Annotated in this window: 21 protein-coding genes; 20 read left to right on the top strand and 1 reads right to left on the bottom strand. The window is 42.0% G+C overall.

The features are described 5' to 3' along the window. Window positions 1-41 precede the first annotated feature (41 nt). The 20 genes from IGJ42_RS13210 (at window position 42) to IGJ42_RS13115 (ending at window position 23,963) form a co-directional block, all read left to right on the top strand. A complete protein-coding gene (locus IGJ42_RS13210) occupies window positions 42-455 on the top strand; it encodes an RDD family protein (RefSeq protein WP_005234081.1) in 414 nt (137 codons plus the stop codon). Next, on the top strand, window positions 433-726 hold the full coding sequence (locus tag IGJ42_RS13205; RefSeq protein ID WP_005234082.1) for a hypothetical protein: 294 nt from the start codon (window positions 433-435) through the stop codon (window positions 724-726). Before IGJ42_RS13210 ends, IGJ42_RS13205 begins: the two co-directional genes overlap by 23 nt. Before the next feature lie 50 nt (window positions 727-776). Further along, the gene (locus IGJ42_RS13200) at window positions 777-3,104 is read left to right on the top strand and encodes a glycoside hydrolase family 65 protein (RefSeq protein WP_430615728.1); all 2,328 of its coding nucleotides are present in this window, start codon (window positions 777-779) and stop codon (window positions 3,102-3,104) included. Window positions 3,105-3,115: 11 nt separating this feature from the next. Next, complete coding sequence (locus tag IGJ42_RS13195) at window positions 3,116-4,393, top strand: sugar ABC transporter substrate-binding protein (RefSeq protein ID WP_005234084.1); 1,278 nt, start codon at window positions 3,116-3,118, stop codon at window positions 4,391-4,393. A gap of 62 nt (window positions 4,394-4,455) precedes the next feature. Then, window positions 4,456-5,364, top strand: a complete 909-nt coding sequence (locus IGJ42_RS13190; RefSeq protein ID WP_008380619.1) for a carbohydrate ABC transporter permease — start codon at window positions 4,456-4,458, stop codon at window positions 5,362-5,364. Between the two features lie 5 nt (window positions 5,365-5,369). Then, window positions 5,370-6,206: a carbohydrate ABC transporter permease gene (locus tag IGJ42_RS13185; protein WP_016612747.1), complete on the top strand. Its 837-nt coding sequence runs from the start codon at window positions 5,370-5,372 to the stop codon at window positions 6,204-6,206. Beyond that, window positions 6,193-8,319: a glycoside hydrolase family 65 protein gene (locus IGJ42_RS13180; protein ID WP_430615727.1), complete on the top strand. Its 2,127-nt coding sequence runs from the start codon at window positions 6,193-6,195 to the stop codon at window positions 8,317-8,319. The genes IGJ42_RS13185 and IGJ42_RS13180 overlap by 14 nt, the downstream gene beginning before the upstream one ends. Window positions 8,320-8,322: 3 nt before the next feature. Beyond that, a complete protein-coding gene (locus IGJ42_RS13175; RefSeq protein WP_005234088.1) occupies window positions 8,323-9,348 on the top strand; it encodes a LacI family DNA-binding transcriptional regulator in 1,026 nt (341 codons plus the stop codon). A gap of 244 nt (window positions 9,349-9,592) precedes the next feature. Next, the gene (locus tag IGJ42_RS13170; RefSeq protein WP_430615725.1) at window positions 9,593-11,473 is read left to right on the top strand and encodes a BglG family transcription antiterminator; all 1,881 of its coding nucleotides are present in this window, start codon (window positions 9,593-9,595) and stop codon (window positions 11,471-11,473) included. 3 nt (window positions 11,474-11,476) lie between these two features. Next, on the top strand, window positions 11,477-12,262 hold the full coding sequence (locus tag IGJ42_RS13165; protein ID WP_430615724.1) for a tyrosine-protein phosphatase: 786 nt from the start codon (window positions 11,477-11,479) through the stop codon (window positions 12,260-12,262). 15 nt (window positions 12,263-12,277) lie between these two features. After that, window positions 12,278-13,543, top strand: a complete 1,266-nt coding sequence (locus IGJ42_RS13160; protein ID WP_430615723.1) for a PTS sugar transporter subunit IIC — start codon at window positions 12,278-12,280, stop codon at window positions 13,541-13,543. 28 nt (window positions 13,544-13,571) lie between these two features. Continuing rightward, window positions 13,572-13,871, top strand: coding sequence for a PTS sugar transporter subunit IIB (locus tag IGJ42_RS13155; protein WP_034872120.1), 300 nt, complete (start codon window positions 13,572-13,574; stop codon window positions 13,869-13,871). A gap of 1 nt (window position 13,872) precedes the next feature. After that, window positions 13,873-14,214, top strand: a complete 342-nt coding sequence (locus IGJ42_RS13150) for a PTS lactose/cellobiose transporter subunit IIA (RefSeq protein WP_005234093.1) — start codon at window positions 13,873-13,875, stop codon at window positions 14,212-14,214. Window positions 14,215-14,370: 156 nt separating this feature from the next. Beyond that, complete coding sequence (locus IGJ42_RS13145; RefSeq protein ID WP_430615722.1) at window positions 14,371-15,711, top strand: hypothetical protein; 1,341 nt, start codon at window positions 14,371-14,373, stop codon at window positions 15,709-15,711. Between the two features lie 217 nt (window positions 15,712-15,928). Then, window positions 15,929-17,293, top strand: a complete 1,365-nt coding sequence (gene guaD, locus IGJ42_RS13140) for a guanine deaminase (RefSeq protein ID WP_430615721.1) — start codon at window positions 15,929-15,931, stop codon at window positions 17,291-17,293. A gap of 40 nt (window positions 17,294-17,333) precedes the next feature. Further along, window positions 17,334-18,617, top strand: coding sequence for a uracil-xanthine permease family protein (locus tag IGJ42_RS13135; RefSeq protein ID WP_016612741.1), 1,284 nt, complete (start codon window positions 17,334-17,336; stop codon window positions 18,615-18,617). Window positions 18,618-18,945: 328 nt separating this feature from the next. Further along, complete coding sequence (locus tag IGJ42_RS13130) at window positions 18,946-19,563, top strand: LysM peptidoglycan-binding domain-containing protein (RefSeq protein WP_008380639.1); 618 nt, start codon at window positions 18,946-18,948, stop codon at window positions 19,561-19,563. A gap of 287 nt (window positions 19,564-19,850) precedes the next feature. Beyond that, window positions 19,851-20,252: an MmcQ/YjbR family DNA-binding protein gene (locus IGJ42_RS13125; RefSeq protein WP_034878364.1), complete on the top strand. Its 402-nt coding sequence runs from the start codon at window positions 19,851-19,853 to the stop codon at window positions 20,250-20,252. A gap of 229 nt (window positions 20,253-20,481) precedes the next feature. After that, a complete protein-coding gene (locus IGJ42_RS13120; RefSeq protein ID WP_005234099.1) occupies window positions 20,482-22,191 on the top strand; it encodes an ABC transporter ATP-binding protein in 1,710 nt (569 codons plus the stop codon). A gap of 2 nt (window positions 22,192-22,193) precedes the next feature. Beyond that, window positions 22,194-23,963, top strand: coding sequence for an ABC transporter ATP-binding protein (locus tag IGJ42_RS13115; protein WP_005234100.1), 1,770 nt, complete (start codon window positions 22,194-22,196; stop codon window positions 23,961-23,963). Window positions 23,964-24,170: 207 nt separating this feature from the next. On the opposite strand, the gene IGJ42_RS13110 is transcribed toward IGJ42_RS13115, so the two are convergent. Then, window positions 24,171-24,488: an RNHCP domain-containing protein gene (locus tag IGJ42_RS13110; protein ID WP_008380645.1), complete on the bottom strand. Its 318-nt coding sequence runs from the start codon at window positions 24,486-24,488 to the stop codon at window positions 24,171-24,173. Window positions 24,489-24,623 lie beyond the last annotated feature (135 nt).

Here is a 24,623-nt window from a genome sequence, read left to right as displayed (position 1 = left end):
GTGAATGTAACGAAAAGGTTTTCGGAAAAAGGAGGACAAATATGCTGTTACTAAGATTGCTAGCATTTTTGATTGATTGCATGATCATTTTTTTACCAAGTACCATGCTTAGCTATCTCCTAATGGTACCTGCTGGAGTAACGATTGTCTTGCCACAACTTCTCTTTGTGGTCTACAACATGATTTGTTTGAGTAGTTTTGAGGGGAAAACGATTGGCAAACATTTTGCGAAACTCGTTGTTTTTACGAATCAACGTAATTTATTAACTGTAGGAATGAGGGAAGTAGCAAAATTGCTCTACTTTTTACCAATGATCGGTTGGTTGTTTTTCACTGGTTCTTTCTTCCTCTATCTAGGTACGAAAAAAACGTTACACGACATTTTAGGACAAAGTGTAGTGGGGTTCAATAAGAAACAGGGGAATGATCAGTATGAACGAAACCTCCTTCGATGAGTTGTTAACAGGGAATCCTTTATTGGAGATCAATACACAAGCGCTACTTTTGTTAGTTATTTTTGCTTGGGCTAGTGCGAGTCTTATTGCTTGGAAGTGGCGAAACGAATACCAAGCCGCAAAAATAATTAGAGATTATGCTTACTATGCGCCACTCCACTTGATCGTAGGATGGGTGTTTCTTAACGCAGCAATTGTCCTAGTAATTGGTAGTTATTTCATGGGCTTGATTGTACTTTTGTTTCGGTCCAATAACTATTTTTATAAATAAAAAATTTTTGAAATAAACTAAAACGTTTTCTGAAGAAGTAGGAGGAAAAAATGGAGACAGCGATGCAGTATTTAAAAGAAGACCCTTGGAAAATTACGGAAAAGACCTTTGATACAAAATGGTTAGGCAAAGCAGAAGCCATCATGTGTTTGGGCAACGGGTATCTGGGGATGCGCTCTGTGACAGAAGAGAAATATGTTGGCGAAACGCGTAATCTTTTTGTTGCAGGAACCTTTAATAAATTCGACGAAAATGAAGTGACTGAGCTTCCTAATGTGCCGGATATGATTGGAATGGAGCTCCTTTTTGATGGCGAACGATTAGATTTATCAAAAGGCAAATATTCAAACTATTCACGTGTCTTAAATTTGAGAACTGGGGAACTCACGCGCTCCTTTCAATGGAAACATGGTCAGATTAATGTCGAACTGACCTTTAAGCGATGTGTTTCCTTTGCCCAAAAGCATGTGTTTGCGCAACAAGTGCTGGTCGAAAATTTAGGAAAAGAAGTCACGTTGGAAATTATTTCTGGTATTGACGGACAAAAGACAAATAGCGGCTCACAGCATTTTACTGAAGGTGACAAATCATTAACAGAAAATCGTTTCTTACAAATGATGCCAAAGACCACTCAATCTAAGATCGCCTTTGTTCTTTCGACAGCACATAATCTAGAAAAAACAGAAGATTGCTATGATGGAACCAAGAAGCGGATCGAGATGGGAAGACGGAAAATCTACAATCGTTACTGGCAAACCTTGGCACCTAATGAGACGTTGAAGCTTGAGAAGTTTTCTTCTGTTTATACCACGATCGATAAAGAGCATTTAGGAAAGACACCACAAGATTTGAAGAAGATTGCCCTTGAAGAGCTGAAAGAGATTCGCAAAAACGGCTATCAGGAATTAGCAAAAGCTTCAGCAACGGCATGGGACAAAGAAGTCTGGTCCGTCTTTCCAATCAAAATCAAGACAGAGAACACACTAGATCAATTAGCGATTCATTTTGCAAAATATCATCTACATGTGATGACACCAGCCCATGACGAACGCATGAACATAGGTGCCAAAGGCCTATCTGGGGAAGGGTACAAAGGACATACCTTTTGGGATACAGAGATTTTTATACTGCCATATTTTACCTTCACACACCCAGAAATCGCCAAAAAATTAGTGACTTATCGCTATTTAGGTTTGGCTGGTGCCCATAAAAAAGCTACTGATAACGGTTATCAAGGCGCCCAATTTCCGTGGGAAGCTGCTTGGCCTGAAGATGGTGAGACTACGCCAGTTTGGGGCGCTGCGGATATCCTTACGGGCTTACCAACGAAAATTTGGTCAGGATTTATTGAACAGCATATTACCAGCGATGTCACCTACGGCATCAAACAATTTATTGATGTAACGAATGATCAACAATTTGCATGGGAAAAAGGCTATGAAGTGATTTTTGATACAGCGATCTTCTGGGCGAGTCGTTTAGAGTGGTCCGAAGAAAACCAGCGCTTTGAAATTTTAGACGTTGTCGGACCAGATGAATATAAGGAGCATGTCGATAATAATGCTTTCACGAATCATACTGCGCACTGGAACATTCAATTAGCTATTTCATTGTATGAAGAGTTGAAAAAGAACCAGCCAGAACAATTTACGAAACTAGCTGAAAAATTACCATTAAATGAAGCTTATCAAGAATGGCAAGCAAAAGTAGCTGCTATTTATTTACCGCAACCGAATGAAGCGGGAATCATCCCGCAAGATGATACCTATTTGACGAAAAAAGAGATCGATCTCACGAAATATAAAAATGATTCGCAAGTAGGCACACTGTTCCATGAGTATAACTTAGAACAGGTCAACGAGATGCAAGTTTCGAAACAAGCGGATGTTCTTTTGCTCTTGTTCTTATTTGAGAACCTTTTTCCAAAAGAAGAGAAACGGTTGAATTGGGATTACTATGAGCCGAAAACGTTGCATGATTCTTCCTTATCCTTATCGACACATGCCATCCTCGCTGCTGATTTAGGGGAAGTAGCACTTTCTTATGATTTGTTTCAACAAGCAATCAACATTGATATGGGAGAAAATATGCTGTCTTCCAATGAAGGGATTCATGCAGCATCACTCGGCGGTATTTGGCAAATGACGGTCTTCGGCTATGGTGGTGTCCGTTGTTTAGACGGCCAGTTAAGAATCGAACCACATTTACCAAAGGCTTGGGAAGCACTTGAATTTGGTATTATGTGGCACCAACAGCCATTAAAGATTGAGGTCACACAGGAAGGTTTTACGGTCACCAACCATGGGGAGCAAGCGATTGAGTTTATCGCTTTTGATAAGGTTTATCTGCTTGAAGAACAAATCAAAATCACTTTTTAGGGGGAAATAAAATGACTGGATGGAAAAAAGTAGTAGGAACAGGGCTTCTATTGTCTGGAGCAGTGGTGCTGGCAGCTTGTGGTGGAAACGAAGACACCAGTAGTTCGACAGATCAGACGGATTTCACGGGGGATTCGTTAACGATCGGTGTTTGGGGTGGCAACGAGGCAGAAGAAAAATCGTTGGATGAAATGATCCAATCTTTTGAAGAAGCAACGGGTGCTACAGTTGAAAAGAAAGTATATACCGATTATAATACCCAAATTCAAGCTGACATGGCTGGTAGAACGGCACCAGATGTCTTTTACGTGGATGCCTATATGTTCCCATGGTTCTCAGAGAATGGCACACTTGCAGAGCTGGATCCGGCTAATTTTGAAAGTGAGCAGTTTTATGATAGCTTGATCGATGCTTTTACGACTTCGGATGGACAACTGCAGGCTGTTCCCAAAGATATGTCAACTTTAGCACTCTATTTCAATACAGCGATTTTTGAAGAAGCGGGTGTGTCGATCGATGAAGTGCCAGACACACTTGAAGCGTATGTTGAGTGGCTGCCGTCGTTCCAAGAAAAAATCAATGAGGCGTATGGTGACGGAAATGTTTTTGCCATGAGCTATAACCAAGATATGGCTCGCAACTATCATCTTGCAACGCGTGAAAATGCTCAACCAATCAATGAAGATGGGACGGCTAATTTGGCTGATCCAGCAGTAGTTGATAATCTTTCGATTTTAAAAGAGTTGGTCGATACGAAAGCAGCTGTTACACCGCAAGATATCGGAACAGGTTGGAACGGCGAAGCTTTTGGTTCTGGAAAAATTGCGATCATGGATGAAGGAAACTGGGTGTATGAGACACTTAAGACAGAATTTCCTGATATTCCTTTTGTTGTAAAAGAAATGCCAACGTATAAAGGAACGGAAGGGTCAATGATGTTTTCTGTCGGTTGGGGAAAATATGTTGGGACTGAAAAAAGTGCCTTGGCAGATAAATGGATTCAACACGCTACTGGTCAAAGCGGTATGCAAGCATGGGTTGAAGGAACCGGGACATTACCTAGTCGTCAAGATGTAGCAGATGCGGCCAAAATCACAGAAAACAGTGACTTGAATGTTCACCTAGAGGCTTGGGATTATGCAACGATTTGGCAAAAGGGCACCACTTTAGATACGATCAACAAAGCCTATCAAAACTTTTTACCGAATGCTTTAAATGGAAACATGACCTTTGAAGAAGCAATGGAAGCTGCTGATGAACAAGCGAACGCAGATATTACAGCAAACTAGTCTGAATTTGAACGAGGGAGAGGAACTCCTCTCTCTTTTCTTTTGGGAAAGGTGACAACATGATGGAACGAAAAAAAACTAACTATACAAAAAGCCAATGGCAAGAAATCCGACAAGCGTGGCTTTTTCTGGCTCCAGCAATCATTGTCGTAGGAATCTTTTTCGTCTTAGCTGTTCTCTTTGCTTTTTATCTATCTTTCAACGACGTCAATTTGTTTACCAATACATTTTCTTTTAAAGGGATAGAAAACTATTTACGTATCTTCACCGATCAAAAAGCGCGAATCGCTCTTAGAAATACGGCCACGTTTGCCTTGGTCGTCGTTCCGTTACAAACGATTTTTGCTTTGATTATCGCGTATATTTTAAGCAGCAAAGGAATCAAGGGGAAGAAACTGTTTCGGATGGTTTATTTTTTGCCAACTTTAACCTCTAGTTCAGCATTGACGATCATCTTTATGTTTATTTTTAATATTTACGGTCCAGTCAATGACTTATTTATGAATTTAGGATTTTACTCAGAACCAATCAATTTTTTACAAGAACCGGCCTATGCGTTGAAAGTGATTATGGTAATGAATATCTGGTCGACCGTGCCTTATTATATGACGATCTATTTGGCTTCTTTAGTTGATCTGCCTCATTCTTTGTACGAAGCAGCAGAGATCGATGGTGCGACAACCGTGGATAAATTACGGTATATCACGATTCCCTATCTACGCCCAATCACTACCTATGTACTGCTGACGGGGATCATTGGTACCTTTCAGATGTTTGACCAGGCGTATATCTTCTCGAACGGATCAGGGGGACCCAACAATTCGACTCTGACCTTGTCACTAATGATTTACCAATACGCCTTTGGACAAATGAACACGATGGGGTATGCGGCAGCATTAGCGATCGTTTTAGCAATTATTATCTTTATCACGTCACTTTTAGCAGAAAAATTGAACAAAGAAAGAGGGTAACGTCCGTGAGAGGAAAAGAGAAAACAAAAATTTTAAAGATCTTGCTCTATACGATCTTGATTCTTTATGCAGTACTGACCTTTTATCCTTTTGTCTGGGCAATTGCTGCATCTTTCAAACCCTATAGAGAAATTGTTTCCGGGGATATGAGTTTGATCCCCAATGAGTTTACTTTAGACAATTTTCGATATGTCTTGGGGCGCTCTTCTTTGTTTATGCGTTGGTTTCTAAACTCCGTGATTATATCCGTTATTGGAACGACCATCAATATTTTATTAAACACGATGGCAGGTTATGCCTTAGCAAGATTAAATTTTCCGGGGCGTGAACGAATTTACTATGGGTTTTTGGCATTGATGATGGTGCCAGCTCAGGTTTTGTTGATTCCAAATTACTTAATCTTGATGAATCTAGGAATGTTAGATAGTTTTTCAGCGTTGATTTTACCAGCTGCGATCAACATCGGGAATATCTTTATGATGCGTCAATTCTTTTTATCTTTTCCAAAAGATGTGGAAGAAGCTGCGGCAATCGATGGTCTCGGCAGATTTCAAACATTCTTTCGTATCGTGATGCCATTAGCAAAACCATCCATCGCAACACAAGCTGTCTTTATTTTTATGGGCTTTTGGAACGAATTCATGAAACCAATGCTCTATTTGACCACGCCAAGTAAATATACTTTGACTCTAGGGTTGCAGACTTTCCAAAGTCGAAATGGTGGTGTACGATGGGATCAGACGATGGCGGCAAGTGTGATCACGATCATTCCCATTGTGATCATTTACTTGCTGTTCAACAAATATTTCTTACAAGGAGTGCGAATGGATGGCGAAAAATGATTCATTTAAAGTAAGAACACAGGAACTTTCTCATCAAACCCCTGAATACTTAGAAACATTGTTTGCAGTTGGCAATGGTCAAATTGGCGTGCGGGCAGGGCATCCTTTAAAAGTTAATGAGCTTTACGAGGGAAACCCAGGCTCCTTTGTTAATGGCTTTTTTGATAGTGAGCCGATCCAATATGGTGAATGGGCATACGGCTATGCCAAAGAGCATCAGACGATCATCAAGCTGCCGAATCTAAGAGGCGTACGTTTACAGATTGGTGACGAGGACTCTAGTGCTTCAGAATGGCAAGTAAAGCCTATACAAATGACTTTGGATTTGGAAAAAGGCGTGTTGGATGAATCCTATAAAGTAGTAACGCCACTAGGTAAAACTTTTGAATTGGTGATGCAGTCGTTTGCCTCTGTGACACGAAGTGAACTCTACGTCTGTCAGTATCAAATTAAGAACACCAATTTCTCAGAGCCAATTTCCATGACACATCCGTTAGAACAAAAAGCAGCAATTGTTCAAACAGATGATCCTCGGGTTGCCAGTAAAGCACATCACTTACGAAAAGCTGATTATCAGGATTATGCGATTTGGACTGCTGAAAATAGTCAACGAAGTATAGCAATTCGAGTGATCAATGGCGAAAAGCAATTACAAGCAGAGGAGACGCTTACGACGGTTTTCCAAATGAAACTACTTGAAGATAATCAAAATCACGAAACACCTTTTAACCAAGAGTTAGCCGATTTTGAAGTTCTCTTGCAAGAGCAGCAACAAAGTTATCAGCAATTTTGGGCGGCAAGTGATATCCAAATCGAAGGAGATCCAGTTCTTCAAAAAGGCATTCGGTTCAATTTGTTTCATTTGAATCAAGGTGCGGGGCGAGACGGCAAAACAAATTTCGCAGCCAAAGGATTGACTGGCGAGGGATATGAAGGGCATTACTTCTGGGATACGGAAATGTATCTGTTGCCATTTTTTATTTTCACGAACCCTGAAATAGCCAAGGCATTGCTTTCCTATCGCGGGAAGATCTTGCCGCAAGCCAAACAACGGGCGCAGGAGCTAAGCCAAGAGGGTGCTTTGTTTGCTTGGCGAACAATTGATGGAAATGAGACGAGTGCTTATTATCCAGCGGGAACTGCCCAAGTCCATATCAATGCGGATATCGTTTATGCATTCCAATTGTATGAACGAGTGACTGGCGACCAGGCATTCATCGAAACGGTTGGCAGTGAAGTTGTTTTTGAAACGGCGAAATTCTGGTTGAGCTATGGCGATCTAGTAGAAAAAGAGGGCAAACTTGCCTTTTGCATCAATGGAGTGACTGGACCTGATGAGTACAGTGCCCTTGTTAATAATAATTTTTATACGAATAAAATGGTTCAAAATAATCTATATTATGCCATTGAGTTAGCACAGCGGTATGGTAAATACCAAGAAACAATTAGTGCTTGGCAGCAAGCAGCCGACTTAATGTACTTTGGTTACGATGAACAGCGAGGGATTACGAAGCAAGACGATGGATTCTTAGAACAAGCAGTCTGGCCATTTGAAACTACACCTGCTGAAAAGTATCCTCTCCTGCTGCATTATCATCCAATGGTCATCTACAAACATCAAGTCTGTAAGCAAGCCGATACGGTTTTGGCCCAAATGCTCTATACAGGAGACTTCAGTCTTGAGCAATTAAAAAAAGATTATGACTATTACGAACAAGTGACGACGCATGATTCCTCCTTGTCTCGTTCTATTTTTAGCGTGATGGCGAGTCGAATTGGGGATTCTGAAAAAGCCTATCGTTATTTTATGGATACGGCTTTGATGGATTTAACGGATCTCCAAAAAAATGTTGTCGATGGCATTCACGCAGCAAATATGGGGGGAAGTTGGCTGAGCTTGATTTACGGTTTTGCAGGGTTGTATTACGATCAAGGCCTGCGATTAGCGAATCATTTGCCACAGAAAATAAAAGAACTAAAATTTACGCTCTTTTATCAAGGAGAACCTGTTAAAATCAGTTTAAAGGATCGCGATATTGACTGTCAGTTAGCGGAGACAACCCAATTGCTCGCTACGAAGACTGATGGTGGTATTTGGATAAAGGAGAGATAGCAAATGCGAACAACGATTCGCGATGTGGCAAAGGCAGCCGGTGTATCAATAGCGACTGTATCCAAAGTTTTTAACGGGTATAGTGATATCAACCAACAAACCAAGCAAGAAATTTTAAAAATAGCGAAAGAATTAGACTATTCCCCAAACATGGCAGCAAGGACACTGTCTTCGAAGAAACAACAAACCATCGCCTTGATTTTAAATGAGTTGAATTTCAACCGAAAATCAACGATGCCTTTGGAAGTGTTGAATGGGGTCTATCGTTATACGGATCAGTCAGATTTTGAGTTTGTCTTTTATGGGACAAGTACTGAGAAACAAAAGCAAAAGACGTTTAGTCAGTTCTGCAATGAGCACAATATCACTGGTGTAGTGATCCAAGGGTTAAAAACCACCGATCCTTACTACCAGGAAGTACAGCAAACCTCTTTGCCGACAGTTCTGATTGATATGGAAATCGACAATCCTAAGATCGGCTTGGTTTCGATTGACAATGAAAAAGCGGCGCAAGAAGCTGTGGATTTTTTGATTGCCAATAATCATCGACAAATTGGCATGATCAACGGGAGTCGTGATGCCAATGTCAGTGAACTTAGAGAAAAAGGCTACCGCGCTTCTTTGGCAGCGCATGGCTTGTTAGTGAATGAGTCGTATATCCAGTACGCCAACTATGAAGAAGAAATTGCCTATTTGATTTGTAAAAATCTGTTAGAAAACAATCAAGAAATCACTGCACTGTTCTGTGCTAGTGATATTATGGCAATCGGAGCGATACGAGGAATCAAAGACATGGGCTTGCGGGTTCCTGAAGATATTTCGGTCATCGGGTTCGATGATATTATTTTGGCTAGCTACGTAACGCCTGAATTAACAACCGTTGCCCAAGATATGGAACGAATCGGTTATGAAGCAGCTGAATTACTAGCAGACATCATCACCAATCAAGCAGAAACGAGCCATCGAAAAATTAGTCCCCATCAATTAAAAGTGCGACAGTCGGTAGAGAAAATCAGCGAGGTTCGCTAAATAAAAAAGACATGACCTTCATTGAGTGAAGATCATGTCTTTTTTTGTGGAGAAGAAAACTCAAACAAATTGGTCGGTCATATGTGGCAACAACAAAGTGAAAGTCACGACCATTCGTTTTTTTCATAAGAAGCAAAGCACAAGGCAAGCAACTTCTTGTAGAAATTTCCCTTAATGAAAGGGAAGATATACCTATGGAGGTTGCTTGGGTTTGACTCTAAACTAGTAAGCGAGGGAGAGAGAGATGGAAAAATTAAGCCTATTGTTGTTAAGAACACTTTCGGAGCATGACGGTTTTATGACGAGTAAAGCGGCTGCTGCCGAGTTGGGTGTTAGCAGAAAAACCGTTCGCCGTTATGCAGAAGAAATCAACCAGCATCAAGAACGATACGGTTGTATGATTCAAGCGAAAAAAGGGAGTGGGTTGTATTTACAAATAACGAACGAAGAAGCTTTTCAGCGAAGGAAAGAACAAGCGTCCCACAATGACGACTTTGTTTCTAGAATTATTGAATTCTTTATTCAAGAAGAAACGTATATTAAATCCGAAATGCTTTGCGAACGCTTATTCATTTCTCAGAGTAAGCTATCTCAAGAATTGAAAAAGCTGCGACGGATACTAAGCCATTACCAGCTCTCCATTCAAACGAAGCCGTATTACGGAATGAAACTTAGCGGTAGCGAATTTGACTTGAGACGGTTTATGGCTAGTAATTATTTGCAAAGAACCCATATCAAGCAGTTAGAAGAGGGCACAATCAGCGAAGATACACCGTCGCTTCTTCACCAGCAGATAAAAGCGATCGTTTCGTCGGAGTTTTCGCAAAAAGCCTACCCCATGTCGGAGGCTATTTTGAACAATCTGGTGAATCATTTAGCGATCGCTGTCTTACGCATGCAAAGCGGCCGCTACTTAGATCGAAACCTACCGATCAGCGGCAGGACCAATGATGAGCAGACATTACTAGGAGAGCGAATCATCGCCAGAATTGAAAAAGAGTGTGCTGTACATTTTACCGAATACGAGCGAAATTATGTTTTAGGGCAAATCGTTGGCAAACGAGTAGTCCCTAGAAATGAAAAGATGACTGTTTCAGATGAAGCAGCAGAATTGGTCAGCAAAATTTTAAAAGCGATCAAGGAAAGCCGCCAAATCGATTTCAGCAAAGACTTGGATCTGCAAACGATATTGATGTTGCACTTTGCTCCGCTGATCGATCGGATCGAATTGGGGATCGAGCTGAAAAATCCTTTGTTGAATGAGGTGAAGGTACACTGTAATGTCGCTTATGATTTAGCCATTATTGCCGGTCAAGTCATTGCAAAGCAATTTGAAAAGACCGTCAGTGATCATGAACTCAGCTATTTGGCGATGCACTTTGATGTGGCTTTAAATAAGAAAGATTCGCAAACACAGCGCAAGTATATTTTAGTGGTCAATGACCTCGGCCGAGCGGCCAATACCTTCCTTAAAGAGAAATTTGAGTTTTATTTTCGCAATTATATCAAGAAAGTCACGGTATGCAATCCATATGAATTTTTGCAAATGATCGAAGAGCAGGAGTTCGATTTTATCTTTTCTTCGATTCCACTTCCTTACGAAGGAACGATTCCTGTTATGAATGTTGATTATTTTATGCAACCGGATATGATCAAAAAGATCGAAGCCGCATTGGCCGCTATCTTCACAGAAGAAGTGCTTTTGAACTACTTTAAGGAATCGTTATTCATCTGTGAACAAGAATTTGAAACAAAAGAAGCGGTGTTGCATTTTTTATGCCAACAAATCAAAGAACAGTATTCAATGCCTGAGAATTTTGAAACGTTGGTTTTTGAACGAGAAGCCTTTTTTGGAACCGATTTCTTACCGTCAGTCGCTTTCCCTCATCCCAATGCGCTGATTGGTGCAGAAACGGTGATTGCCGTTGCAAACTTGAAAAAGCCAGTGTTCTGGTACAAACAGACGGTTCGTCTCGTTTTCTTATTAGTGATTGCTGAACAAGATCACTTAAAAGTGAAACCGCTGAATGATCATTTGATCAAACAATGTTCTTCGTTGGATAAAGTAAACAAACTAGCTGCGACAACGGACTTTATGACGTTCATTAATTATTTAAAGGAGTAGTGTATGACAAATGAAAAAGTAACCTTAGAAGGTGCGTATAATTTTCGCGATTTTGGCGGCTATCGGACCAAAGAGGGCAAATACGTAGTGACTGGAAAACTATATCGCTCAGACGAATTGAGCAAATTGACAGAAGCCGATCAGAAAAAATTAGCAGCTCTGGGAATTGAGAAAATTATTGACTACCGCAATGACCGAGAAAGAGCAGACAATGAAGACAAACCCATTTGGAATGCTCAGATACTTTATTTGACGCCAATTGCTGATATTGCTGCTTTAGCTTCTTCAGAAGAAGGGGAACCAATGGCGCTTTCTGCAGAAAAAATCACCGCCGAAGTTGCAAAAGAATTGATGATTCGGCAAAATTATGAATTTGTTGAAAACAGTCAATGCAAGACCGTTTTCAAAGAAGTATTGGCCATTCATTTGGAAGCTGAAGGTGCAGTGGTTCAGCACTGCCGTGGTGGCAAAGACCGCACCGGGTATGGCGTTGCCCTGATTCAGTTACTGTTGGGTGTCAGTTATGAAGAGGTCATGGAAGATTACCTGCTGACCAACGAGTACAAAAGGGAGAAAAATACCAAGAGTCTCAAGCAGATACAAGAAGAAACGAACAACCCCGAATTTGTGGCAGCAATGCGATACTTCAAAGAAGCTGATCGGTGTTTTTTACAAACCGCTTTGGATTTGATTGAGGCTCATGGGGGGATTGAAACGTATGTAAAAGAAGAACTGGGTTTTTCACAGCAGAAAATCCAGCTGCTTAAAGATAAATACTTGCGGGATTAAGTGAAGGAGGACCTTATGAATACACTGAAAGATAAAATACTAGCTGCAGCCGTTCAAGTACAAAACAATATTTATATGAAAGCCATTGCCAATGCAATGATGGGCTTAATGCCCGTCATGATGATCAGTTCCATTGCTTCCTTGATCAATGCGATCGACATTGGGGCAACGCAACAGATAATGGAACAAATTGGTGTGAAAGCATTATTAACCCAAGTCAACGCGATGACGATCGATGTCGTTTCCGTTTATGTCGCCTTTCTAGTTGGCTATAAATTAGCCGAGCATTTAAATGCGGATCAACTAAATGCCGGTATCATGAGTTTGGTATCATTTTTGATCTTGAGTCCGATTTCGACTTTAGAAGAAACCCGTACGATGGAGTTGTCGACCCTTGGCTCCGGTGGGATGTTTGTCGCCATGTTTGGCGGATTGTTGGGTGCCAGAATTTACATTTTATGTGTACAGAAGAATTTGATGATCAAAATGCCGGATTCGGTACCGCCGATCGTCAACAAATCCTTTGCAGCGATCGTGCCAGCAATTATTGTTTCAGCCATTATGGGCATCATTTACGTGGGTATGGCGGCAACCCCTTATGGCACGCTGACAGATATGATCTATACTTGGGTACAAGCTCCATTGACCTTATTAGGAGCGAATATTTTTGCTTGTATGATCATTGTGGCGTTTATCGAATTTCTTTGGTTCTTTGGCATTCACGGAGTGTTGGCTGTTTATCCGATCTTGATGTTGGTCTTTTACCAACCAGGGCTTGATAATCTGGCGGCGTACAGTGCCGGCCAAGCATTACCACATCTGTTTACGATTGGGTTTATTTTGAACAATCGCGGGGCTCGTTCATTTGCAGTCGCTTTACTGGCTATTTTTGGCTGCAAATCAGAGCAACTAAAAGCTGTTGGTAAAATTGGATTGATCCCTTCCATGTTTGGTATTTCTGAGCCAATCAAATTTGGGATTCCTCAGGTGATGAATATCAGAATGCTGCTTCCCTTGATGTTAACACCGGCTGTTTCCGTGTTGTCAGCATATCTCTTAACAATTGTCGGCTTTTTGCCTTACCACAATGGAGTCAATATCCCAACTGGATTTCCGATTATTTTCGGTGGCTTCTTAGTGAATGGCTGGCAAGGGATCATTGCACAATTGATCCAATTTGTCTTATGTATCATCATCTACATCCCTTTTATGCGTCTGCAAGACAAAGCAGCACTAGCTGAAGAAAAGAATCTGCAAACCCAAGCGGCAGTCGTTGAGTAACAAATAACGAGAAAATGGAGGAAAAATGATGAAAAAAATAGTGTTAGTTTGCGCTGGCGGCATGTCTACTGGCGTCTTAGTAAATAATATGAAGAAAGCAGCGCAAGAAAAAGGAGAAGCGGTGGCGATCGATGCGTTCTCCATTGAATCTGTCACGACTGCAGCAAAAGATGCTGATTGCGTACTGTTAGGACCGCAAGTTTCTTACCGATTAAATGAAGTCCAAGGCTTAGTTGCTTGTCCAGCAGCCAGTATCGACATGCGCACCTATGGCATGATGGATGGAAAAAAAGCATTGGAACAAGCACTTGAACTAATAGGAGAGTAGAATGGAAGAAAAAGAACAAATTTGTTTTCAGATTATCTCGCAAGCGGGTATGGCAAGAAGTTGCTTTTTTGAAAGTATTCAAAAAGGAAGAGAAGCCCAGAATCTGGCTGCACTGCAAGCAATCGAAAAAGGAAAAGAACACTATCATGAAGCCCATTTGGCACATCGGAAGTTAGTTCAACAAGAAGCTCAAGGGGACAAAGTTTGGATGTCCTTACTATTAAGTCATGCGGAAGATCTTTTGATGAGCGCAGACATCATGAGTGAGCTTGCAAAAGAGTTTCAAGGGTTGTATGAAGAAATTCAGGCAATTAAGCAAACGATTCAGTCTACTGGCTTCTAGCCGAAAATCGCAATAAGAAAAAGAAACGAAGTGTCAGTCTTTTGACAATACACTTGGTTTCTTTTTGCTTAAATTTGGCACGCAAGTTGACAGGATTGCTTGAAAGTGTAGGATAGAAGAAAGATGGAACTTTAAATCAAGGCAAGGAGTCGGACGATGAAAGTTTTAAAATCCCATACCGCACTTTTGATCATCAGCAATACGATCACGATCATCCCGTATCTTTATTTCTTATCTTTGAGCAAAGAGCAGTCGCTAAGTGCAGCATTAGCCTTTGCGCTCTTTTATACCTTTCGCATGACAGGGGTCTTTTTCTTACAGACGCTTACGGCGCTTTTTGCACCATCATTGTTAGCAGCAAGTGTCTTGATCGGCGGCGCCGGCGCATTGGTAGGTATCTTGAGCACCTGGTGGAGCGTGGCACTCTTGCCAGCTGCTGGTTTGTTGGGGATCAGTGCTTCTTGGCTGCCGCCAGCTGATCTGATGGTACGACAAAAAGCCAAGCTCACTGAACAGCCGCTGAAAAATGATTGGAAGGAGGCGCTGTTCTTTCTTTTTGTTTTACTGTTTGCCTTACGGTTGCCTGATGACCTTCAAGGCGTTGGCCTATTTGGCAGTTATTTTGCACTCTTTGTGCTGGCAGCTAAGAGTAGTCAAACCTTCAACAACCTCCCAAAAAGACCGTTGATGCAGCGCAACCAGTTATTCAACAAGCAGTTTTTGTTGTATTTCTTTTTCTTTCTCTTACTGTTTGGCTTGCGAGCAGCCAGGCTGATCAAGTCGAATGCCCTGTTTGAGTGGGCGATTACTGGCTTCTTGTTTCTCTTTGCTTTGCTGCTGATCACTTTAACGAAACGCAGCCGCTCGTGGAAACAGCCGCTTCACTTGAACATCCTCACCTTTATTCGGGGAGTGATCGGTAACTTTCTTTTTCTTTTCGGCTCGGTCTATGTTACCGGTCGATTTGGGGCACAAGCGCTTAGTACTCACGTTTACTTGCCTTATGCACTGGGCCTTTTTGGCGCAATGTTTCTCGGAGGAAAACTCGCACGCTTGCTAGAAAAACAGTTAGTACCGGCGTATTTGCTTGGATTGATGGTTGGTGTTCTTCTATTTAGCAGCGATCTTTTGATCCCAATAAGTTTATTTGTCATTAGTTTCTTTAATGCGGGATTGAATCAATGGCTCACGAAACAGTATTTGGCGGCAAAACCGGAAGCAATTGAAAAGCAGAGCTTAGCCAAGTATGCCACACAAAGCAAAGGGAGTCTGGTACATCAATTTCTTTTGATGACACTCCTATTTGTTATTCTTCGTTTTGAACATCAGCCGCTGGCTTTCTTGTTTCAGCTATCAGGAACGACGGCAACGAATCAGACCTCAAGGATCCAAAGCTTTTTAGAGCCAGCAAAATGGGGCTCGATTGCAGGAGTACTCTGTTTGCTAGTAGGTGGACTGGTGGTATTTTATCGGCAACTAAAGAAAACAAAAGTATAAGCGTCGTTAACTGACACTGTCTTATTTCTAGACGGTGTCTTTTTTTGAAATCGCATAAAAACCGAACGTTTATCGTTTTATCTTTCTTTATGATAGTGAATTTTATTGCACTATTTTCGAATAGCGTTAAAATAAGAACATCGTGTTAGTGAAAAAGGAACATTAAATGAACGGCTTTTTCCTGACAATGTCTTAGAGAACGGGGGAAATCAAACAAATGGCAACCATTCACTATTTTAAAGGAGATGTTTTCCATACGCCAACTGATGGAAAACTAGAATATATAGAAGAAGCTTTGATTCAAGTCGATGACGCAGGGATCATCACGAAAGTCACTGCCAAAACAGATCAAGGGTATGAGGCAGAGCTGGCAAAAGCATCAGAGAATCTTCAGGCTTTATCTGAAGGCCAGTGCTTTTTACCAGGGTTTGTCGATCTGCATGTCCATGCACCGCAATGGCCGCAAGCAGGGATCGCGTTAGATGAACCGTTAAATGTCTGGTTAGATGAATGCACGTTTCCGCTGGAGGCAAAATATGCCGATCCAGCATTTGCCAAAGCTGTCTATCAAGATTTGGTGGCACAGCTATTGGCAAGAGGAACGACAACGGTTCTTTATTTTGCAACGATCCATCTAGAAGCGAGCCTTCAATTGGCGAAGATTTGTGCCGCTCTTGGTCAACGGGGTTTAGTCGGAAAAGTCGTTATGGACGATCCTCAAGCCAATCCTGCTTTTTATCGGGACGCATCAACAGAAGAGGCATTAGCGGATACAGAACGTTTTATTCAAGAAGTACAAGCAATCGCAAAGACCGCACCTCAAGGCGTTTATCCTGTGGTTACTCCGCGATTTGTCCCGAGCTGTACCGATGAAGGCTTGGCAGGGTTAGGCGCATTGGCTCAAAAATATGATGTCCATGTTCAGACCCACTGCAGTGAAGGGCAATGGGAACATGACTTTGTTCAAGAGCGATTTGGCAAAACGGATACCGAAGTGCTGCAAGATTTCGGCTTGTTGCGAGAAAAAGCAGTGATGGCTCATGGCAATTTCATCAGCCCAGCTGAAGGCGCCCGTTTTGTCGAAAGCGGCGCCGCAGTTGCGCACTGTCCCATCTCAAATGCCTACTTTGCCAATGGTGTGATCCCAATCAAGCGCTTGAAAGAGCAAGGGGTCACGATTGGTTTAGGAACGGATATCTCCGGCGGTTTTTCACCGAGTTTGTATGACAACATCAAACAAGCTGTGATGTCTTCGAGAATGTTAGAAGATGGCGTGGATGTCACGCTTCCTCAAAACACACGAGGAGTAGCCGGTTCTTGTATATCCGTGATCGATGCGTTCTCATTGGCGACAAAAGGCGGCGGTGAGGCACTGAAATTACCAGTAGGTGTCATCAAAGAAGGTTATGCGTTTGATGTGCAAGTGATCGATACGCGACAAAAAGAAAATCCTTTGCCTGACTTCGGTGTGTTCACCTCACCCGAAGCAAGATTACAAAAAATCCTGTACTTAGCAACGATGCAAAATATTCGCCAAGTCTGGGTCCAAGGAAAAAAAGTACACGAAAAACGAGGAGAATGAGACAGTGGAATCAACGAAAAATAAACATTTAACGATCGGAATGAATGAAGACATTCCCTTTGGTCAAGCAGTACTTTTAGGGTTGCAGCATGTGTTGGCAATGGACGTGTATGTGCCGCCATTTATTATCGCAACGGCGGTGGCGATGTCCTCTTCAGACGCATCAGGTTTGATCCAATCGACCTTTTTAGGAGCAGGGATCGCTTCTTTGATCCAAGTCCTCTTTTTCTTGAAATTACCCGTATGTCAAGGGCCGTCCTTTGTCCCCGTTGGAGCGATCATCGGTATTTATTTTGGTGCCAACGGCATGGACACGGTGTTAGGAGCCAGCATCGTTGGTGCCGCAGCAGTCATTTTACTAGGTTTTACTGGAATCTATAAGTATATCGTTCGTCATTTTATTCCTACGATCGTCAGTGGAACGATCATCATGATCGTTGGTTTGACGCTGTTGCCAACGGCATTTACTAGCAATATCTATCCTGCCACTGAAACACTAAGTGCCAATCAAAACATGTTGTTGGCTGCGATTACTGCGGCGATTTTGATCTTGTTTTCCATGTTAGGCGATTATTTTCCAGGAATGGGAAAATACTTCCGAATCAGTTCGGTCATTATTGCTTTGGTTATCGGTACCGTGATTGCTTCCTTTATGGGAGGCGTTGATTTTCAGTCGGTGGCGGATGCTTCTTTCTTTAGCCTGCCAAAACTGGTATTTCTAAACTATGGCCTGCATTTTGATGTTTCAGCGATCTTAACGATGCTAGTGATCTATATGGTTCTCCTAGCAGAAACAACAGGAACTTGGTACGCGGTCAGTTCTGTGACAGAAGAACCTGTTACGGATGAACAGATCAATAAAGGCGTGATCGGTGAAGGGTTAGGCTGCTTGGTTGCCGCCTTAGTTGGAACGACACCTGTAACTGGTTATTCTACCAATGCAGGGATCATTTCGATCACCGGGGTTGCTAGTAAAAAAGTCTTTGTGATGGCGTCCGTCTGGTTTATCCTATTGTCCTTCATGGGAAAACTTTCAGCCTTGATTCACGCAGTACCTTCTGCTGTCATCGGCGGCGTGTTCGCGGTCGTCTGTGTCATTATTTTGTTGAGCGGCTTTCGGGTCATTAAGAATGAAGAGTTTTCCGAGCGTGAGTTGTATATTATCGGGGTACCATTGATTATTGCCATCGGCTTGTTGTTTATGCCAGCAGAAATCAAAGAATCTGCGCCTCAATTCTTACAATATTTATTAGATTCACCGATTGCTTTAAGCGCTATTGCGGCGATCGTCATGAATAAATTGATCCCAGTGAAGAAAAAATAGGAAGTAAATGAGGAATGAGACCTTGTCTCGTTCCTTCTTTTGTTACAAATCTGTGTAAAAAGAGGGTTTTTTGTAATATAGGAAAGGTTTTCTAAGGTTAACTGGTTTACCTAGAAACAAAATAACTGTAATGTTAAAAATTACAGCAGAGAAAAGCTTGATATGATAGTCTTTTTCAATTCTTACGAAACGTAAGGCAACTGTCGTTTTCGTAATCATCTGTAATGATTTCTTTACCTATGAAATATTCTTCGGTGTTAGACTTGTTTATGCGCTTGAGTCATCTCAAATGACGCAAAATGAGTTTCAAAGAAGGAGATTTAATTATATGAAGTCTTTAAAAACTGTTTTACTTAGTACAGCTGTCCTTGCCGGTTTCGGCCTTTTCTTAGGTGGGAAAGACGCCTTTGCAGACGAACAATACACTGTTCAATCTGGTGATACATTATCAACAATCGCTACTAACTTTTACGGTTATAGCTCTGATGATACGATCAATGCGATCGTTGAAGCAAACGAGATTGCTGATAAAAACTTGATTTTTGTTGGGGAAGCATTGATCATCCCTACAGATGGCACTGCCACTTATACAGAATCTGCAAACACGACTGCTGCAGCAAGTGTACAACAACCAAGTGAACCAGCAGCTTCACAATCAAGCAACACACAATCTGCTGCTGCAAGCACACAAAGCAGCTCAAGCTACAGCTCTTCAGCTAGCGGCTCAGAAGCTTCAGCAAAAGAATGGATCGCAAACAAAGAATCTGGTGGTTCTTACACAGCGACAAACGGACAATACTACGGCCGTTACCAATTAACCAACTCTTACTTAAATGGTGACTATTCAGCTGCTAACCAAGAAAAGGTTGCCGATGAATATGTTGCATCACGTTATGGTTCTTGGTCTGCTGCCAAAGCATTCTGGGAAGCAAATGGTTGGTACTAAGATTCTAAAATGAATCTTGTCCATGACATCTAGTAATCAATTGCCCTTATTGGCGAGTACATCTTACTCGCTGATAAGGGTTTTTTTGTATCTTCTGAGAGAGATGAATGAATGTAACGCCGCATGCAACTCTCAAGAGTCATTTTCAGGCAACATGCCATTGATAAAAAATCCCTTTTTCCACGACAACCATGTATAATAGTAGGAAATAGAGCAGAAAGCGATTCAATCTGTCAAAATTGAGACAGAAAATGGCGATTTTGATAGCAGAAAGTGGGGGAAACACAATGAGTACATCGATTGAAGAAAAAATTGCAAAAAAAATGCAGCGATTTCAAGCATTTGGGGAAGGCTTGCCGGGAGCCAAAGTCTATTACCGCGAAGATTGGGATGCAATCTACTTTGATTTAGTAGGGAAACAGTTTGGGATCATGAGTCCGCAAGCAGAAGAAACAGCGTTTTTGACTTTGAAAAATCTGCCCGAGGTCAACGAAACGCTGCGAGAGCAATTTCCTGACGTCATCATTCCAGGGTATTATGCCAATAAGACCCATTGGAATACCATCAAGTTGGTATCTGATGCCTTGATGGATGAAAACATCGAACAAATGATTTTGGTTTCCTACGATCTAGTCAAACAAAAACTGACAAAAAAACAAAAAAGTGAGCTGGAAAACAGCGAATCGTAAGTCAAAGATTTAGCGACAGAAAATAAGGAAGACCCTATTGAGGATCATCATAATCCCTTTATCATTCATTATTTTCGCCAACATTTATGCAATATTTTCAAAGAGCTTTCATGAAAGCTCTTTTTGTTTTATTTGTTCGCTTGTTTCTAGCCGTAATCCATGGTAAATTGTTTTGCAACCGAAATTTTTTGGCAGTCTTTTCTGCTAAACACAAAGGAGTGGTACGTATATGGATCTGGTCTTACGCCATGTCAAAAAGTACAAAGCGGCAACCAGCATTGCCTTATTATCGGTCATTTTAATGGTCGTTGCTGCATTATGGCAGCCAAAGCTCTTGCAGCAAGTGCTAGAATCAATTATTACCGAAAACAATGATGAAATGAAAAAAATTGGTGTGCAGTTGATTGGGCTAGCATTGCTAGGCCTTGTTGCAGGGATCATCAACACGGTTTTTTCTGCGAAAGTGGCGCAAGGCGTTAGTGCCGATATTCGAGAAGAAATGTTTCGGAAAATCCAGACTTTCTCATTTGGTAATATCGAAACCTTCTCGGCAGGAAACTTAGTGGTGCGTTTGACCAATGACATCACGCAAATTCAAAACTTAGTGATGATCTCACTACAATCGTTGTTTCGCATCCCGTTCTTATTTATCGGTGCCTTCATTTTGGCGATGACAACCATGCCGCAACTGTGGTGGATCATCGTCTTACTGATTATCGCTGTTCTAGTGATTACGGCACTCTCCTTTACACGGATGGGGAAACACTTTATGATTATCCAAAACTTGATCGACAAAATCAACGGGATCGCCAAAGAAAATTTGATGGGGATTCGTGTGGTGAAATCCTTTGTCCAAGAAGACAACCAACTGCAAGGCTTTTCCAAAGTCAGTGAAACGTTAACGAAGCATAATATTATTGTAGGAACCCTGTTCTCTGTAATGATCCCCTCCTTTATGCTGGCGGCCAACTTAGCCGTGGTCGGCGCGATTTTCTTTGTCAGTGATCTAGCGAAAGATGACCCAACCTTGATTGGGGGAATTGCCTCATTCATGAATTATTTGATGCAAATTATGATGGCGATCATTATCGGCGGCATGATGATGATGATGACTTCACGGGCTGCAGTTTCGCTAAAACGGATCAAAGAGATTCTAGATACCGAACCGGATCTGCAATACCAAGATGTCCCAGAACAAGAATTGTCTGGAAGTGTCGCTTTTGAAAACGTCAGCTTCCGTTACCCTGGGGATGAAAAAAATGCCCTAACGGCTATCAGTTTTACCATCAAACCTGGCGAAATGATTGGGATCGTAGGGGCGACTGGTGCCGGCAAATCAACACTGGCGCAACTGATTCCCCGTTTGTTTGACCCAACGGAAGGTGTCGTGCGGGTTGGCGGCGTTGACTTGAAAGAAGTCAATGAACAAAGCTTGCGTAAAACGGTCGCTTTTGTCTTGCAAAAAGCGATCCTCTTTTCAGGAACGATTGCCCAAAACTTGCGGCAAGGGAAAAAAGATGCCTCAGAGTCTGAGATGTCTCGCGCAACAGAAATCGCTCAAGCCAGCGAATTTATTCAAAAATTGACAGCGGGTTTTGAAGCGCCGGTCTCCGAGCGCAGCAGCAATTTTTCTGGAGGACAAAAGCAACGCTTATCGATTTCTCGAGGCGTGATCGGTGAACCGAAAATTTTGATTTTGGATGATAGTACGAGTGCATTAGATGCTCGTTCGGAAAAATTGGTTCGCGAAGCGTTTGAAAAACAATTAAAAGACACGACAACAATCATTATCGCGCAAAAGATTGCCTCTGTTGTGAAAGCCGACCGCATCTTCGTTTTAGATAATGGACGTTTGGTTGGTGAAGGAAGCCATGAATTTTTAGCCAATAACAATGCCATCTATCAAGAAATCTTCGCAACACAGAAAGGAGAGGAGTAACCATGACAGATTTGTTCAAAGCGAGTAAATTTTTCTACCATTACTTAAAACAATACAAGTGGTCGTTTCTATTCATTTTTGTGACGGTGATTCTGGCAACGTATCTGCAAGTACAAGCGCCAGTCTTTATCGGAGAAGCGTTCCAGGAATTGGCGAATTATGTTGGCGGTTTGATGCAAGGGGTCGATGATAAATCGGCTTTTCTATCGATCATTTGGAAACTGTTGATTTTTTATGTCTTAGCCAGTGCAGCTAATTTTGTCTATAGTATCTTGTTCACGCAAGTGGTGGGGAAATCAACCAACAGAATGCGGATCGGTTTATTTAATAAACTGGAAAAATTGACGATCAAATTCTTTGATTCTCATCAAGACGGTGATATTTTGAGCCGTTTCACCAGTGACTTGGATAACATCCAAAACAGTCTGAACCAAGCATTGTTGCAAGTGCTGACCAATGTAGTCTTAATGGTGGGGATCTTGATCATGATGTTCCGTCAAAACGTTGAATTGGCATGGGCAACGATTGCTTCTACCCCGATTGCGGTGTTGATCGCGGTGATCGTGATCCAAAAAGCCCGCAAATATGTCGATCTGCAGCAAGATGAAGTCGGAAAATTAAACGGCTATATCGATGAAAAAATCAGTGGTCAACGAATCATCATCACCAATGGACTGCAAGAAGAAACCATCGATGGTTTTCTGGTCCACAACCAACAAGTCCGGGAAGCTACCTACAAAGGGCAAGTCTACTCTGGGCTGCTTTTCCCCTTGATGCAAGGGATGTCCTTGTTGAACACGGCAATCGTGATTTTCTTTGGTGGCTGGTTAGCATTGAACGGTGACTTAGAACGTTCCGTTGCTTTAGGATTAGTTGTGACCTTTGTCCAGTATTCGCAGCAGTATTACCAACCATTGATGCAGATCTCTTCTGGTTACAGCATGATTCAGTTGGCGATCACCGGTGCGCGCAGAATCAATGAAATGTTTGATGAACCTGATGAGGTCAAACCAAAAGACGGGATCAAAGTGAAGGGCATCAAAGAGGCGGTTGCTTTGAATCATGTGGACTTTGGGTATGACAGTCAAAAATTGGTCCTAAAAGATGTGTCGATCACGGTCAACAAAGGCGAAATGGTCGCATTGGTCGGACCGACTGGTTCAGGAAAAACGACCATCATGAACTTGTTGAATCGTTTCTATGATGTGAATGGTGGTTCTGTGACCTTTGACGGCATCGACATCCGGGAGCTAGACTTGGATCTGCTGCGTTCTCAAGTGGGAATCGTTTTGCAAGAATCCGTGCTGTTCTCAGGGACGATTCGTGAAAACATTGCTTTTGGGAAACCAGAAGCGACTGAAGCCGAAGTCATTGCAGCAGCGAAACAAGCCAATATCCATGAGTTTGTTATGACGTTGGAAAAAGGCTATGACACGGAGATCACCGAAGAGAACAATCTTTTCAGTACTGGTCAAAAACAATTGATGAGTATTGCCCGAACGATTTTGACCAATCCAGAACTGTTGATTTTGGATGAAGCCACCAGTAATGTTGATACCGTGACCGAAGCGAAAATTCAACGAGCAATGGATGAAGCAATCAAAGGACGAACCAGTTTTGTGATCGCCCATCGCTTGAAGACGATTTTGAATGCCGATCGCATCGTTGTCTTAAAGGACGGCGAAGTCATTGAAGAAGGCAATCACCATCAATTGGTGGCGGCTGACGGCTTTTATGCGGAACTGTATCACAATCAATTCGTTTTTGAATAAGCGCAAACCAACGTAAAATCATCAAGAAGACACTAGCAGGACAGCCCGCTGATTTCGTCAACCAATCGACGAGACAGCGAGCTGTTTTTTTAGGTTAAAGTAAGCACTTCTTATGACGACAATGTCTATGAGCAGTTAGTGGTATAAGGGGGCCGTTGTTCTGATTACCAAAAAAGACCAGCCTGAAGCATGGTCTTCTTTGGCTGTTTAGTGATACGCAGCGGTTTGAGCCAACCACTCAATAAAATGGTCAGGCTGTTGCGTATCCTGTGCCACGATATTCCACTGCTGGTTTTTGCAGCGAGTGCATTGATGCAGCAGCTGATAGCCTTTTTTGGAATGTTGGCGATAATCGATGGGTCGCATCAGGCCATGGCAAGTATTTTGACGATCACCCGGGCGAATATCCACGTGTAACGAGTAGAGACACTGGGGACAATGGTTGCGGTAAGAACCATTGGTCAAGGGTGCCACAGGCGTACTGCAGTTTTTACAAACAAAGGTCGTATTTTCACCTTTTCTCATTTTGCTTTCCTCCAAAAGAATGATTTCTTTTGAGAGAAAAGGGTTCCGTTCGTTCTTCATCAGGCTTCTTTGGCTAGGGACACATTCACCGTCCGTAACGATTACTTCTGCTTCCAGCTTCATGCGATTTCGCAA

The organism is Enterococcus sp. DIV1067f (genome assembly GCF_050543505.1).
In the GTDB taxonomy this organism is placed as follows: Bacteria; Bacillota; Bacilli; order Lactobacillales; family Enterococcaceae; genus Enterococcus_D; species Enterococcus_D entomosocium.
Note: the sequence above shows the minus strand (reverse complement) of the source record. Positions and strands in the feature narration are given on the sequence as shown.

What these genes read in the sequence shown, in the direction of transcription:
- IGJ42_RS13210 (WP_005234081.1), top strand. Translation starts at nt 42, where the DNA reads ATGCTGTTACTAAGATTGCTAGCATTTTTGATTGATTGCATGATCATT.
- IGJ42_RS13205 (WP_005234082.1), top strand. Translation starts at nt 433, where the DNA reads ATGAACGAAACCTCCTTCGATGAGTTGTTAACAGGGAATCCTTTATTG.
- IGJ42_RS13200 (WP_430615728.1), top strand. Translation starts at nt 777, where the DNA reads ATGGAGACAGCGATGCAGTATTTAAAAGAAGACCCTTGGAAAATTACG.
- IGJ42_RS13195 (WP_005234084.1), top strand. Translation starts at nt 3,116, where the DNA reads ATGACTGGATGGAAAAAAGTAGTAGGAACAGGGCTTCTATTGTCTGGA.
- IGJ42_RS13190 (WP_008380619.1), top strand. Translation starts at nt 4,456, where the DNA reads ATGGAACGAAAAAAAACTAACTATACAAAAAGCCAATGGCAAGAAATC.
- IGJ42_RS13180 (WP_430615727.1), top strand. Translation starts at nt 6,193, where the DNA reads ATGGCGAAAAATGATTCATTTAAAGTAAGAACACAGGAACTTTCTCAT.
- IGJ42_RS13175 (WP_005234088.1), top strand. Translation starts at nt 8,323, where the DNA reads ATGCGAACAACGATTCGCGATGTGGCAAAGGCAGCCGGTGTATCAATA.
- IGJ42_RS13170 (WP_430615725.1), top strand. Translation starts at nt 9,593, where the DNA reads ATGGAAAAATTAAGCCTATTGTTGTTAAGAACACTTTCGGAGCATGAC.
- IGJ42_RS13165 (WP_430615724.1), top strand. Translation starts at nt 11,477, where the DNA reads ATGACAAATGAAAAAGTAACCTTAGAAGGTGCGTATAATTTTCGCGAT.
- IGJ42_RS13160 (WP_430615723.1), top strand. Translation starts at nt 12,278, where the DNA reads ATGAATACACTGAAAGATAAAATACTAGCTGCAGCCGTTCAAGTACAA.
- IGJ42_RS13155 (WP_034872120.1), top strand. Translation starts at nt 13,572, where the DNA reads ATGAAAAAAATAGTGTTAGTTTGCGCTGGCGGCATGTCTACTGGCGTC.
- IGJ42_RS13150 (WP_005234093.1), top strand. Translation starts at nt 13,873, where the DNA reads ATGGAAGAAAAAGAACAAATTTGTTTTCAGATTATCTCGCAAGCGGGT.
- IGJ42_RS13145 (WP_430615722.1), top strand. Translation starts at nt 14,371, where the DNA reads ATGAAAGTTTTAAAATCCCATACCGCACTTTTGATCATCAGCAATACG.
- guaD (WP_430615721.1), top strand. Translation starts at nt 15,929, where the DNA reads ATGGCAACCATTCACTATTTTAAAGGAGATGTTTTCCATACGCCAACT.
- IGJ42_RS13135 (WP_016612741.1), top strand. Translation starts at nt 17,334, where the DNA reads ATGAATGAAGACATTCCCTTTGGTCAAGCAGTACTTTTAGGGTTGCAG.
- IGJ42_RS13130 (WP_008380639.1), top strand. Translation starts at nt 18,946, where the DNA reads ATGAAGTCTTTAAAAACTGTTTTACTTAGTACAGCTGTCCTTGCCGGT.
- IGJ42_RS13125 (WP_034878364.1), top strand. Translation starts at nt 19,851, where the DNA reads ATGAGTACATCGATTGAAGAAAAAATTGCAAAAAAAATGCAGCGATTT.
- IGJ42_RS13120 (WP_005234099.1), top strand. Translation starts at nt 20,482, where the DNA reads ATGGATCTGGTCTTACGCCATGTCAAAAAGTACAAAGCGGCAACCAGC.
- IGJ42_RS13115 (WP_005234100.1), top strand. Translation starts at nt 22,194, where the DNA reads ATGACAGATTTGTTCAAAGCGAGTAAATTTTTCTACCATTACTTAAAA.
- IGJ42_RS13110 (WP_008380645.1), bottom strand. Translation starts at nt 24,488, where the DNA reads ATGAGAAAAGGTGAAAATACGACCTTTGTTTGTAAAAACTGCAGTACG.